The organism is Streptomyces sp. M41(2017) (genome assembly GCF_002078175.1).
GTDB lineage: Bacteria > Actinomycetota > Actinomycetes > Streptomycetales > Streptomycetaceae > Streptomyces.
Genome location: NZ_MWFK01000001.1, coordinates 4,007,801 through 4,021,052 on the forward strand (window position 1 = coordinate 4,007,801; position 13,252 = coordinate 4,021,052).

General features: G+C 73.2%; 12 protein-coding genes. 9 read left to right on the top strand and 3 right to left on the bottom strand.

All coding sequences use genetic code 11. The annotated features are described in order from the left end of the window. Positions 1-24 precede the first annotated feature (24 nt). Complete coding sequence (locus B0675_RS17670; protein ID WP_081219775.1) at positions 25-1,023, bottom strand: TAXI family TRAP transporter solute-binding subunit; 999 nt, start codon at positions 1,021-1,023, stop codon at positions 25-27. A gap of 243 nt (positions 1,024-1,266) precedes the next feature. Between B0675_RS17670 and B0675_RS17675 the strand changes: the two genes are divergently transcribed. The 4 genes from B0675_RS17675 to B0675_RS17690 all read left to right on the top strand — a co-directional run bounded on the left by B0675_RS17675 (position 1,267) and on the right by B0675_RS17690 (position 5,597). After that, a complete protein-coding gene (locus B0675_RS17675) occupies positions 1,267-1,650 on the top strand; it encodes a MazG nucleotide pyrophosphohydrolase domain-containing protein (RefSeq protein ID WP_241539952.1) in 384 nt (127 codons plus the stop codon). 257 nt (positions 1,651-1,907) lie between these two features. Continuing rightward, positions 1,908-2,783, top strand: a complete 876-nt coding sequence (locus B0675_RS17680) for an alpha/beta hydrolase (protein ID WP_081219777.1) — start codon at positions 1,908-1,910, stop codon at positions 2,781-2,783. 415 nt (positions 2,784-3,198) lie between these two features. Further along, complete coding sequence (gene miaB, locus B0675_RS17685; protein WP_107482653.1) at positions 3,199-4,731, top strand: tRNA (N6-isopentenyl adenosine(37)-C2)-methylthiotransferase MiaB; 1,533 nt, start codon at positions 3,199-3,201, stop codon at positions 4,729-4,731. A 137-nt stretch (positions 4,732-4,868) separates the two neighbouring features. Further along, entirely contained in the window at positions 4,869-5,597 is a 729-nt protein-coding gene (locus B0675_RS17690) for a class III extradiol dioxygenase subunit B-like domain-containing protein (RefSeq protein ID WP_081219779.1), read from the top strand. A 112-nt stretch (positions 5,598-5,709) separates the two neighbouring features. Here B0675_RS17690 and B0675_RS17695 read toward each other — a convergent pair whose 3' ends face one another. Continuing rightward, positions 5,710-5,973 (bottom strand): antitoxin, encoded by a 264-nt coding sequence (locus tag B0675_RS17695; protein WP_081219780.1) that lies wholly within the window; start codon positions 5,971-5,973, stop codon positions 5,710-5,712. Positions 5,974-5,996: 23 nt separating this feature from the next. Continuing rightward, entirely contained in the window at positions 5,997-6,251 is a 255-nt protein-coding gene (locus B0675_RS17700) for a hypothetical protein (RefSeq protein WP_081219781.1), read from the bottom strand. 182 nt (positions 6,252-6,433) lie between these two features. Between B0675_RS17700 and miaA the strand changes: the two genes are divergently transcribed. The 5 genes from miaA (at position 6,434) to B0675_RS17725 (ending at position 13,033) form a co-directional block, all read left to right on the top strand. Further along, positions 6,434-7,372: a tRNA (adenosine(37)-N6)-dimethylallyltransferase MiaA gene (miaA, locus tag B0675_RS17705; protein ID WP_081219782.1), complete on the top strand. Its 939-nt coding sequence runs from the start codon at positions 6,434-6,436 to the stop codon at positions 7,370-7,372. Between the two features lie 107 nt (positions 7,373-7,479). Continuing rightward, complete coding sequence (locus tag B0675_RS17710) at positions 7,480-8,019, top strand: hypothetical protein (protein ID WP_081219783.1); 540 nt, start codon at positions 7,480-7,482, stop codon at positions 8,017-8,019. Positions 8,020-8,068: 49 nt separating this feature from the next. Next, on the top strand, positions 8,069-8,938 hold the full coding sequence (dapF, locus tag B0675_RS17715; protein ID WP_081219784.1) for a diaminopimelate epimerase: 870 nt from the start codon (positions 8,069-8,071) through the stop codon (positions 8,936-8,938). Between the two features lie 291 nt (positions 8,939-9,229). Next, the gene (locus B0675_RS17720; protein WP_081219785.1) at positions 9,230-11,413 is read left to right on the top strand and encodes an HD domain-containing protein; all 2,184 of its coding nucleotides are present in this window, start codon (positions 9,230-9,232) and stop codon (positions 11,411-11,413) included. Positions 11,414-11,524: 111 nt separating this feature from the next. Next, positions 11,525-13,033: a M1 family metallopeptidase gene (locus B0675_RS17725; protein ID WP_081219786.1), complete on the top strand. Its 1,509-nt coding sequence runs from the start codon at positions 11,525-11,527 to the stop codon at positions 13,031-13,033. Positions 13,034-13,252 lie beyond the last annotated feature (219 nt).

The window sequence follows — 13,252 nt, forward strand, 5'->3', positions numbered from 1 at the left end:
GCGGGGTGCGTCCGGTACGGCCGGCTACGGCTTGATCGACCGGTAGTAGCGCCGCGCGCCCTCGTGCAGGGGCAGCGGATCCGTGTAGATCGCGGTGCGCAGGTCCACGAGCTGGGCCGCGTGCACCTTCTGGCCGATGCGGTCGCGGCTGGCGATCACCGTGCGCGTGAGTTCCTCGGTCAGGTTCGCGTCCGCGTCGTCCCGTGTGATCAGGAAGTTGGCCACGGCCAGCGTCTGCACGGCCGCGCCGCGCTGTGCCTTCGGATAGGCGTCGGCGGGCATCACCGCGGCCCGGTAGTAGCGCGAGGCGCCGCCCTGCTCGTGCAGCTTCTTGACGAGGTCGCTGCCGATCGGCACCAGACGGATGTCGTCGGCCTCGGAGAGCTCGAGGACGGCGCTGGTGGGGAGGCCACCGGACCAGAAGAAGGCGTCGATCCTGTGGTCCTTGAGCATCTCCGGCATGTCCTTGATGCCGTTGTCGAGAGGCTCGATGTCGCTGTCGGCGTCCAGTCCCGCCGCCTGGAGCACGTGGTTCGCGATCAGCCGCACCCCGGAGCCGCTCGGACCGACGGCGACCTTCCTGCCCTTCAGATCCGCCACCGACCGTATGGACGACGAGCGCCGCACCACCAGGTGCACGTAGTCGTCGTACAGCCGCGAGCAGCCGCGCAGCCGGCCCGAGCCCGGCTTGTTCTGCAGGATGTACGTCTCCACGGCGTCGGCCGCCGCGATGCTGAAGTCGGCCTGGCCGGTGGCCACGCGCCGGATGTTCTCCTGCGACCCGTCGCTGTTCAGCAGCCTGACGTCGACATCGGGCATGTCCTTGGCCATGGCTCCCTGCAGGAGCGTGCCGTACTTCTGGTAGACCCCGGTCGGGGTGCCCGCGCTGAAGGTGATCGTCCCGTGCGGGGACTCCTCGCCGAACGGCAGCAGCCACCACAGCAGCAGCCCGACGACCGCGAGGACGGCCGTCGAGCCGAACAGCGCGCGGCGTCGGCCGATGTGGGGGAGTGCCGGGAACATGCGCGCGATCCTGCCAGCCCGAGGGCGGTCCTGACCAGGCCGGGACGGGCGGGACCGGGTCGTGGGGATCGATAGGCTCGGCCCATGCAGCCGTCCTTCCCGTCGCAGGACCCTTCTCCCGCAGCTCGAGCTGCTTCCCCGACGGCGTCTCCGGAGGCCGCGCGGGGCGCCTCGGCCGTCGGCGATCCGGCCGCCGCCCCCTCGCCCGCGGCCCTCTCACCGGGCTCCCCTTCCCCGGCCGCGCTGGTCCGGGAGTTCCACCGGGCGTTCGGGCTGCACACCGGCAGCGTCCCGGCCGAGGTCTCGCCGGCGCTGGCCGCGCACCGCGGGGAACTGCTGGCCGAGGAGGCCGCGGAAGTGGCGGAGGTCTCGGTCGGGGGTCCGCTCGACCGGCTGGCGCACGAACTCGCCGACGTCGTGTACGTGGCGTACGGCACGGCCCTCGTCCACGGGATCGACCTCGACGCGGTGATCGCCGAGATCCACCGGGCCAACATGACGAAGATCGGCCCCGACGGCCAGGTCGCCCGCCGGGCCGACGGCAAGGTCCTCAAGGGCGCGCACTACCGGGCCCCGGACGTCGCCGAGGTCCTGCGCCGCCAGGGATGGAGCGCGCCGGACGCCTAGGGGTGTGGCGTCCGGGCGGGGCCGTACGTGGCGTTCCGGCCGCCGGGAACCGTGCCGGGTCCTGCGGCCTGGAGGTCGTCCGGGGCCGAGCCGTCGCCGAGGGCACGTTTTCACTCGGGCCTCGGACAGACGTACGCGCGTACCCCTTCCACGGCCTCGGACCCGCTTGTTAACTTCGCGGAGCGGCGCCGTGCGACGTCGCTGAGCGAACCGCCCGGCAAGGTCGCCGGACCGCCCGGGACGAGCAGGGGGAGCGTATGGACGAGCCGGCCGAACTCGATCTGCCCGTCGAGGGCGGAACCCTGCGGGTCCTGCGGTTCGGTGGCGGGCCGCGCACCGCGCTCGCCGCCCACGGCATCACCGCGTCCGGCATGGCGTTCGGCGCCCTCGCCCGCCACCTCTCCGACGAGTGGAGCCTGTTCGCGCCCGACCTGCGGGGACGCGGCGGGAGCACCGACACCCCGGGCCCGTACGGCCTGGACCGGCACGCCGGCGATCTGTGCCGGCTGGCGGAAGGCCTCGGCGACGGGGCCCCGGTCGCGCTGACCGGGCACTCGATGGGCGCGTACGTCGCGCTGCTCGCCGCCGCGCGCAGCCCCGAACTGTTCGACCGGCTCCTGCTCGTCGACGGAGGGCTGCCCCTGCCGGTGCCGCCCGGCGCCGATCTCGACGGCATCCTCGACGTGACGCTCGGCCCCGCGATCGTGCGCCTCGGCCGGACGTACGAGACCGACCAGGACTACGTCGACTTCTTCCGCGCCCACCCGGCCCTGGGCCCGGACTGGAACGCCGACGTCGAGGCGTACGTCCGCTACGACCTCACGGGTCCCGAGGGCGCCCGCCGGTCGAAGGCACGCGAGGAAGCCGTACGGCAGGACGGGCGGGATCTGCTGGCCTCCGGGGACCGCTTCGCGGCGGACCTGGAGCGGCTCTCCGTCCCCGCGCTGCTGCTGCACGCGCCGCTCGGGCTGCTCGGCCAGGAGCCGCCGATGCTGCCCGCCACCGTGATCGAGCGCTGGACCGGCGGGTCGGTGGACCTGCCCGCCGAACTGGTCGAGGACTCCAACCACTACACGATCCTGCTGGGCGCCGCCGCGAAGACGGTGGCGGAACGGTTCACCGGCCTCGCCTGACGCCGGATCGGCGGGCGGCGGGGCCCGCGGGCGGCCGACGGTCAGCCGGAGGACCCGGCGATCCGGTCCAGCCACTCCTCCATGAGCCCGCGCTCCGGTGCGGTCCGGGCGTCGGTCCCCGCGGACCCCGCGCTCGCCCGGCTCCTGGGCCGGCCGACGGTACCGGTCGAGGACGCCCTGCGGCCCTCAGTCACCGCGTGACCTCCGCGGGCCCGGACGGCACGGTGACGGTCCGCCCTGGACCGGGTCCCGGACGGCACGGTGACGGCCGCCAGCGACCGGGCGCGGTACGGCCCGGAGCGCGGGCCGCGGCCGGACCCGTAGCGGCGGCCCGGTCCGCGCCCTGCCCGTGCGCCGTCCCGGCCGTGGGGCGCCTGCGTCCTGACCCACTCCGGCAACCGCCTACCCTTGTCACATGAGCAGCGGCGACCGGAGTCAGGCAGTGGACGTTCAGGAATCCAAGACGTACGAAGTGCGCACCTACGGGTGTCAGATGAACGTCCATGACTCCGAGCGGCTCTCCGGGCTCCTGGAGGACGCCGGATACGTGCGGGCCCCCGCGGGCTCGGACGGCGACGCGGACGTCGTCGTCTTCAACACCTGCGCCGTCCGCGAGAACGCCGACAACAAGCTCTACGGCAACCTGGGCCGCCTCGCCCCGATGAAGACCAAGCGCCCCGGCATGCAGATCGCCGTCGGCGGCTGCCTCGCCCAGAAGGACCGCGACACCATCGTCAAGAAGGCGCCCTGGGTGGACGTCGTCTTCGGCACGCACAACATCGGCAAGCTGCCGGTCCTGCTGGAGCGCGCCCGCGTCCAGGAGGAGGCGCAGATCGAGATCGCCGAGTCCCTGGAGGCGTTCCCCTCCACCCTGCCGACCCGCCGCGAGAGCGCGTACGCGGCCTGGGTGTCGATCTCCGTCGGCTGCAACAACACCTGCACCTTCTGCATCGTCCCGGCGCTGCGCGGCAAGGAGAAGGACCGCAGGACCGGCGACATCCTCGCCGAGATCGAGGCCCTGGTCGGCGAGGGCGTCTCCGAGATCACGCTCCTCGGGCAGAACGTCAACGCGTACGGCAGCGACATCGGCGACCGCGAGGCCTTCAGTAAGCTGCTGCGCGCCTGCGGAAGGATCGAGGGCCTGGAGCGCGTCCGCTTCACCTCGCCCCACCCGCGCGACTTCACCGACGACGTGATCGCCGCCATGGCCGAGACGCCGAACGTGATGCCGCAGCTGCACATGCCGATGCAGTCCGGCTCCGACACGGTCCTGAAGGCCATGCGCCGTTCGTACCGCCAGGAGCGCTTCCTCGGGATCATCGACAAGGTCCGGGCCGCCATCCCGCACGCGGCGATCACCACCGACATCATCGTGGGCTTCCCCGGCGAGACGGAGGAGGACTTCGAGCAGACCCTGCACGCCGTGCGCGAGGCCCGCTTCTCGCAGGCCTTCACCTTCCAGTACTCCAAGCGCCCCGGCACCCCGGCGGCCACCATGGAGGGGCAGATCCCCAAGGAGGTCGTCCAGGCGCGCTACGAGCGTCTCGTCGCGCTCCAGGAGGAGATCTCCTGGGACGAGAACAAGAAGCAGGTCGGCCGCACGCTGGAGTTGATGGTCGCCGAGGGCGAGGGCCGCAAGGACGGCGCCACCCACCGGCTCTCCGGCCGCGCCCCCGACAACCGCCTGGTCCACTTCACCAAGCCCGAGACGGAGGTCCGCCCCGGCGACGTGGTCACCGTCGAGATCACGTACGCCGCCCCGCACCACCTCCTCGCCGAGGGTGCCGTGCTGGACGTGCGGCGCACGCGCGCCGGAGACGCCTGGGAGAAGCGCAACGCCGCCGCGGCCGCCAAGCCGGCGGGCGTCATGCTCGGCCTGCCGAAGATCGGCGCCCCCGAGCCCCTGCCGGTCGCGGCGGGCACGGGCAGCGGCTGCGGCTGCGACTAGCCGGGTCCGGCGGGGCTCCCGCGACGCGGCGCACGCCACGCGCCCCCGGTGTTCCGGGCGTTGCGCGGTCGGGCGGAGTCCGGTCCCGCGCGTCGGGCCCCGGGCAGCCGCCGGGTGTCGGCGTTACGCTGCGGATCATGCTTGTAGCCGCCGCAGTCTGCCCCTGCCCCCCGCTGCTCGTCCCCGAGGTCGCCGCCGGCGCGGCACCCGAACTGGACGCCGCTCGTGCGGCGTGCACGGACGCGCTGGGCCTGCTCGCCGCGTCCCGTCCCGACCTGCTGGTCGTCGTCGGCCCCGCCGAGCAGAGCGGCCGCGGACCGCACCCGGAGGGAACGCGCGGCTCCTTCGCCGGCTTCGGGGTCGACCTCGCCGTCCGTCTCGGCGGGGACGGCGCGGCCGGCACCGGCGCCGACACCGCGGACCGCCCGCTCCCGGCCTCGCTCGCCGTCGCCGCCTGGCTGCTGGAGCGCACCGGCTGGTCCGACGCCCCCGTCGAGGGACTGGGAGTGGGAGAACCCCTGGAAGCCGAGCGGTGCGTTCGGACGGGCGCTCAGCTCGCCGCCCGGGCCGAGCGGGTGGCGCTGCTCGTGATGGGCGACGCCAGCGCGTGCCGGACCCTGAAGGCGCCGGGCTATCTCGACGAACGCGCGGCGGGTTTCGACGCGGAGGCCGCCCGCGCCCTCGGAACGGCGGACGTCGACGCGCTCAAGGCACTGGACGCCGAACTGGCCCAGGAGTTGAAGGTCGCCGGGCGGGCCCCCTGGCAGGTCCTCGCGGGCGCCGCGGAGGGCGCGGGTCTGGCCGGGGCCCTGCTCTACGACGAGGCGCCCTACGGCGTCGGATACATCGTGGCGGCCTGGTCCTAGGTCGCGCCGGGTTCGTGGACGCCGCCGGGATCCGCCGGGCGAAGCCGTCCCCGGAAACGGCGGACGGCCGGAAGCACGGGGCTTCGCGGCCGTCCGCCGATGTCCGCGCCGATCAGGGCGCCTGAGGCGGCGTCGGCATGTCCGGCGGTGTCGACGGCCTGTCGCCCTCCTTCGCCGCGAGGCGGTCCACGGCGTCCCTCGCCTTGCCGGTGCCCGTCCGGATCGTGCCGCTGTACTTGTGCTTGGTCTTCTCGTCCACGATCCTGGCGGCCTTCTCCAGGCCGTCGTTGACCTTGTGCCCGTGCTGCTGCGCGAGCCCCGAGACCTTGTCCCTGGCCGGCTCCAGCCTGGCTTTCAGATTGTCCATCAGACCCATGGTTCGCCTTCCCTCGACGGCAGTTACCTGTGGGCGCTCTCACCGGCTGCGTTGTCGGCGGCCTGGTCGGCGGTCTGCTGCCTGGGGATGTCGACGTCCTCCGTGGTGCCGGCCTCGGCGGTTCCCGCCGTCGCCCCGCCCCCGGTCCCGGACGAACCCTTCGCGTCCACCGCCACCTCCGCCTCGGTGCGGGCCGGCCCTGCGGGGGCCTGCGCCTCGGCGGTCGACGCCTCCTCCGTCGTCTTCGACCTGCGGAGAAGCCATGCAAATACGCCCATATCCACTCCATACGTTACTCGTGAGGGCGAAATCCCGCGTTGCCCGGTGCGTCCGATTGCGTCACCCGGGTCACCGGCTCCCGGCACCGGCGGCCGGAACCTCGCAACAGGCAACGAACCCGGACCGGGCCCGTCACGTAGCTCGTTAGGGGAGAGGCTCCGGGGTTTGCGAGACTGGGACCGTGAGCAGCGCACCCCCCGCCCCCCGGGTCATCGCCGTCGTCGGACCGACCGCGGCAGGAAAGTCCGATCTGGGCGTTTTCCTCGCCAAGAGCCTCGGCGGTGAAGTCGTCAACGCCGACTCCATGCAGTTGTACCGAGGGATGGACATCGGCACCGCCAAACTGACGGACGAGGAACGCGGCGGGGTCCCCCACCATCTGCTCGACATCTGGGACGTGACGGTCACGGCCAGCGTCGCCGAGTACCAGCGCCTCGCCCGCGCCCGTATCGACGCCCTGCTCGCCGAAGGCCGCTGGCCGGTGCTGGTGGGCGGCTCCGGACTGTACGTGCGCGGCGCCGTCGACAACCTGGAGTTCCCCGGCACCGACCCCGAGGTGCGCGCCCGCCTCGAGGAGGAGCTGACCCTGCGCGGCTCCGGCGCCCTGCACGCACGGCTCGCCATGGCGGACCCCGAGGCCGCCCACGCGATCCTGCCCAGCAACGGCCGCCGCATCGTCCGCGCCCTCGAAGTCATCGAGATCACCGGCAAGCCCTTCACCGCCAACCTGCCCGGCCACGACTCCGTGTACGACACCGTGCAGATCGGCGTCGACGTGGCGCGCCCCGAGCTGGACGAGCGCATCGCCCGCAGGGTCGACCGCATGTGGGACGCCGGGCTCGTCGACGAGGTGCGCACCCTGGAGGCGCGCGGCCTGCGCGCGGGGCGCACGGCGGCACGCGCGCTCGGATACCAGCAGGTGCTCGCGGCGCTCGCCGGGGAGTGCACCGAGGACGAGGCGCGCGCGGAGACCGTCCGCGCCACCAAACGCTTCGCGCGCCGTCAGGATTCATGGTTCCGGCGCGACCCGCGGGTGCATTGGCTCAGTGGGGCTGCGGCGGATCTCACAGAACTTCCCGAGCTCGCACTGGCGTTGGTGGAGCGACCGGTCACAGCCTGATCACGTCATGGCATCGGGACGCTCCGGCCGTCATCGGGGCCTCCGGTGGCGTGCCATCATCGAGCTTCGATCGACCAGTGAAGTCCGAGTTGGGAGGGCGCGTGGCGATGGAGGCCGGCCCTCGCGACACTGCACGAGGCACTGAGCACGGTGCCGTTCCGGACGGAGACGGTCTGAGCATCGACCCGGACGCCGATCGCGGCGTCGAGCCCGAGCTGGGCGGGGAACCCCTCAGCTCGGACGGACCCGACGACACCCCGGCCGGGGTGATCGCCGACGGACCGGAACCCGGTGCGATGTCCCCCGAGCCCGAGGTAGAGGTCGAGCTGCGCCCGCAGCGCCGTCTGCGCCTCTGGCAGCTCGCCCCCATCGTCGCGCTGGCGGCCACCGGATCCCTGATGTTCGCCTTTCCGCTGGCCTTCGAGTTCGGTGACGGCGGTGCCGTGGTCGCCATGCTCGGCCTGCTGATCTGCTCGTGCGCCGCCGGCTGGGGCATGATGGCCGCCCGCCGCGTCGGCTACGCCCTGCCCGGCTTCCCCGCGCGCGGCTCCGGCCGCCGCCCCGACTGGCGTGTGGTGATCGCGTACGTCGTGGTCGTCGCCGCGGTGGCGGTGCTCGCCGTGTGGCGCGTGGCGCGACTGCGCTGACCCCGGCGCCGGACCGCGACGCCCGGGCCCGACCCCGTACGATCGAGGAATGAGCACGCGGATCGCCTTCCTCAAGGGGCACGGGACCGAGAACGACTTCGTGATCGTCCCCGACCCGGAGAACGTCATCGACCTCCCGCCGGCCGCTGTCGCCGCCCTGTGCGACCGCCGTGCGGGCATCGGCGGCGACGGTCTGCTGCACGTCGTGCGCTCCGCGGCCCACCCGGAGGCCCGGGCCATGGCCGCCGACGCCGAGTGGTTCATGGACTACCGCAACGGCGACGGCTCGGTCGCCGAGATGTGCGGCAACGGAGTGCGCGTGTTCGCCCGCTACCTCCAGCGCGCCGGACACGTGGCCGAGGGCGACATCACGGTCGCCACGCGCGGCGGCGTGAAGACCGTGCACCTCGCCAAGAACGGCGATGTCACCGTCGGCATGGGCAGGGCCCTCCTCCCCGAGGCGCAGGTCACGGTCGCCGTCGGAGAGCGCAGCTGGCCCGCGCGCAACGTGAACATGGGCAACCCGCACGCCGTCGCCTTCGTGGACGACCTCGCCGACGCCGGCGACCTCTACGCACCGCCGCCGTTCACCCCCGCCTCGGTGTACCCGGACGGGGTCAACGTCGAGTTCGTGGTCGACCGGGGTCCGGGCCACGTCGCCCTGCGGGTCCACGAACGCGGCTCGGGCGAGACCCGCTCGTGCGGCACCGGCGCCTGCGCCGTGGCCGTCGCCGCGGCCCGCCGTGACGGCGCCGACCCGGCCGTCACCGGCACCCCCGCGACGTACACCGTCGACGTCCCCGGCGGCCGTCTGGTCATCACGGAGCGGGCCGACGGCGAGATCGAGATGACGGGCCCCGCGGTGATCGTCGCCGAGGGCGAGATCGACGCCGACTGGCTGGCCGCTTCCTCAAGCTGATCGAACCCGAGGGCGCCGTCCGGTGCCGAGGGGTCCGGGTGGCCGCGGGGAAGCCCGTCGTACCGCCCTCGGCCGTACGTCCGTGCCGCCCCTTTCAGAAGTTCGAAACTGTAAACCCCCGGACAGTCGCTCGAATGGGTGATCCGTTTCACGCTCGGCGAGAGGCGGTCAACCGGGCGTGGTGGGCTCGGTAGCATCAAGCACCGGCCCGGACGGGGGACCGACACCATCCCCTGAGCCGAGTACGCCCTGGGGCACCCGTCCGCCGGTCTTACGCAGCCGGAGGTGCCCATGAGTGCGGAGGCGACGAATCCCGCGACGCCAGGCCCCGCGACGCCCGCCCCGCAGCGCACGGCCCCGCTCGAACCGGGAGTGGCCCCAGCGCACCGCAGGAAGGGACGTCCGCGGATCGATCTGCGGCGACTGGGCCGGGCCGCACTGCTGGGACCCACCGCGCGCGACCGGCTGCCGGACGCGATCGGGCACGTGGCGGAGGCGCACCGCGCCCACCACCCCGACGCCAAACTGGAACCCCTGCGCCGGGCGTGGGTCCTCGCGGAGTCCTCGCACCGCGGCCAGATGCGCAAGAGCGGCGAGCCCTACATCACGCACCCTCTGGCCGTGACCCTGATCCTCGCCGAACTGGGCGCCGAGACCACGACCCTGACCGCCTCCCTGCTCCACGACACCGTCGAGGACACGGAAGTGACGCTGGATCAGGTCCGCGAGGAGTTCGGCGACGAGGTCTGCTATCTGGTCGACGGAGTCACCAAGCTGGAGAAGGTCGACTACGGCGCCGCCGCCGAACCGGAGACCTTCCGCAAGATGCTGGTCGCGACCGGCAACGACGTCCGCGTGATGTCGATCAAACTCGCCGACCGGCTGCACAACATGCGGACGCTCGGCGTGATGCGCCCGGAGAAACAGGCGCGCATCGCCAAGGTGACCCGCGACGTGCTGATCCCCCTCGCCGAGCGCCTCGGCGTCCAGGCGCTCAAGACCGAGCTGGAAGACCTCGTCTTCGCGATCCTGCACCCCGAGGAGTACGAACACACCCGGGAGCTGATCGTCGACAACGCGAGCCGCCCGGACGACCCGCTCGCGGAGATCGCCGAGGAGGTACGGGTGGTCCTGCGGGACGCCGGCATCCAGGCCGAAGTCCTCATAAGGCCACGGCACTTCGTCTCCGTGCACCGCGTGTCGCGCAAGCGCGGCCCGATGCGCGGCGCCGACTTCGGCCGCCTCCTCGTCCTCGTGAACGAGGACGCCGACTGCTACGGCGTGCTCGGCGAACTCCACACCTGTCTCACCCCGGTCGTCTCGGAGTTCAAGGACTTCATCGCCGTTCCCAAGTTCAACCTGTACCAGTCGCTCCACACGGCGGTCACCCGGGGCGACGGCCAGGTCGCCGAAGTCCTCATCCGCACCCACCAGATGCACAAGGTCGCCGAGGCCGGCGTCATCGCCCTCGGCAACCCCTACGCCCCGCCGTCGGAGGACCAGCCGGACGGCGGCGACCGCCCCTTCGAGGGCGAGCGCGCCGACCCCACCCGCCCCGGCTGGCTCTCCCGCCTGCTGGACTGGCAACAGGGCGCCCCCGACCCCGACACCTTCTGGTCGACCCTGCGCGAAGACCTCGCCCAGGACCGCGAGATCACCGTGTTCCGCGCGGACGGCGGCTCCCTCGGCCTTCCGGAGGGCGCCAGTTGCGTCGACGCCGCCTACGCGCAGTACGGGGAGGACGCGCACGCCTGCATCGGCGCGCGCGTCAACGGCCGCCTGGCGACGCTGAGTACGGTCCTCAAGGACGGCGACACCGTTCAGCTCCTCATGGGCCAGGACCCCGCCTCCGAGCCCTCCAGGGAGTGGCTGGAGCACGCCCACACGGCCGCCGCCCGGATCGCCATCCAGCGCTGGATGGCCACCCACCCCGCACCCGGCGCCGAGGAGGCCGCCGCCACGGGCCCCAGGCCGCCCGCCGAGACCCCGCCGACGCGTCCCGCCGCCGCCCACCCCGCCCGCCCCGCCAACGCCCTCGTGGACCAGCCGGGCGCCTCCGTCCGCATGGCAGGCTGCTGTACGCCCGTCCCGCCGGACGAGGTCACCGGCTTCGCCGTGCGCGGGGGAGTGGTCACCGTGCACCGGGTGGAGTGTCCCGGAGCGGCACGGATGAAGGGCGACGGGCGCCCGGAGGTCGGTGTGCGCTGGGGCGCCACCACCGAGTGCCGCGTCACCCTGGTCGCCGAGTCCTTCGGCCGGCCGCACCTGCTGGCCGACCTCACCGAAGCCATCGCCGGGGAAGGCGTCGCCATCGTGTCGGCGACCGTGGAACCTCCCAGCCAGCAGCGCGTGCGCCACACCTACACCCTTCAACTCCCGGACGCGGCACACCTCCAGGGCCTGATGCGCGCCATGCGCAACGTGCCCGGCGTGTTCGACGTGAGCCGGGCCCAGCATCCGGCGGCCGCCCAGTAGCCACCGGCCCCGACGTCCGCGCTCGCCCGATGGGCCTCCGGAGGGACACGTTCGGGTGGGCCGGGCGCGCGTCGCCACCACCGGCCCGGCGCACGCTGGTAGCGGTGGTCCATGCCGCTCGAAGCCGCCCCCGCCCCTGTCCCCGCTCCCAGCCGCCCGAGGAGCCGCCGCGTCCAGGCGGCCCTGCTCGCCTCGGCCGTCTCCGTCTGCCTGATCGCCGCGAGCGCCCCCTCCCCGGGCACGGCCCTCGGCATCGGCGACCGGCTCTTCCCGACCCTCGGCAACCCCGGCTACGACGTCGCGTCGTACGACCTCGCGTTCACCTACTCCGGCGCCAACGACAAGCCGCTCACGGCCGTGACCACCATCGACGCCCTGACGACCGCCCGGCTGGACCGCGTCAACCTCGACTACGCCCACGGAACGGTGCGGTCGGTCGAGGTCAACGGCGCGCCCGCCGACTTCGCGAGCGCGGGCGACGACCTGGTGGTGACCCCGGCCAGGACGCTGCCCGCCGGGAGCCCGCTGCACATCACCGTGCGCCACACCAGCGACCCGGTGCCCGCCAAGGACCAGGACGGCGGCTGGGTCCGCACGAAGGACGGCCTCGCGATGGCCAACCAGGCCGACGCCGCGCACCTGGTCTTCCCGTGCAACGACCACCCCTCCGACAAGGCGATGTTCACCTTCCACGTCACGGCGCCCGAGGGCTACACCGCCGTGGCCAACGGACTCCCGGAGGGCACCCGGCGGGCGGGCGGAACCACCACCTGGTCGTACCGCGGCGAACACCCCATGGCCACCGAGCTGGCCCAGGTCTCCATCGGCCGCTCCAGCGTGCTGCACCGCACCGGTCCGCACGGCCTGCCCGTCCGCGACGTCGTCCCCACCCAGGACCGCGCGGCGCTCGAACCGTGGCTCGCCAGGACCCCCGACCAGATCGCCTGGATGGAGAGCAAGGTCGGGCGGTACCCCTTCGAGACGTACGGGCTGCTGATGGCCCAGGCGCAGACCGGCTTCGAGCTGGAGACACAGACGCTCTCCCTGTTCGAGAAGGACCTCTTCACCGAGCCCGCCTACCCGAAGTGGTACGTCGAGTCGATCATGGTGCACGAGCTGTCCCACCAGTGGTTCGGCGACAGCGTCAGCCCCCGCACCTGGTCCGACCTGTGGCTGAACGAGGGGCACGCCACCTGGTACGAGGCCCTGTACGCCGAGGAGAAGGCGAACCGGCCCATGGAGAAGCGGATGAAGGCGGCCTACGCCATGTCCGACGCGTGGCGCGCCGCCGGCGGCCCGCCCGCGGCACCCAAGGGACCGAAGCCCGGCCACAAGATCAGCATCTTCCGGCCGAACGTCTACGACGGCGCGGCCCTCGCCCTTTACGCGCTGCGCCAGGAGATCGGGCGTCCCGCCTTCGAGCGTCTGGAGCGGACCTGGGTCACGGTCAACCGCGACGGCGTCGCCTCCACGGCCGACTTCGTGGACCTCGCGTCCGCCATGGCGGGCCGCGATCTGAGGGGCTTCTTCAAGGCATGGCTCTACGGCGAGAAGACGCCCCCGATGCCGGGCCACCCCGACTGGAAGAGCGACACCCCGCAGGCCCGCAAGGGCGCGTGAGACAGCGGGGTCCACGCGCGCGTGCGGCGACGGGGTGACGGAAGGTGTCCGGGCGTCGCACCGCGGACCGGTGACGGCGGCACGACGGGGCGTGGCCTCGTGACGACGGCCCGTCGCCGACGCCGGGCGGAACACCCGGGACCGCAGCACGCGCGGGCAGGTCCGCGGGTGCGCGACGGTGCCTGTTAAGTCGCGTGACGAGACGGCCCGTACCGTGCG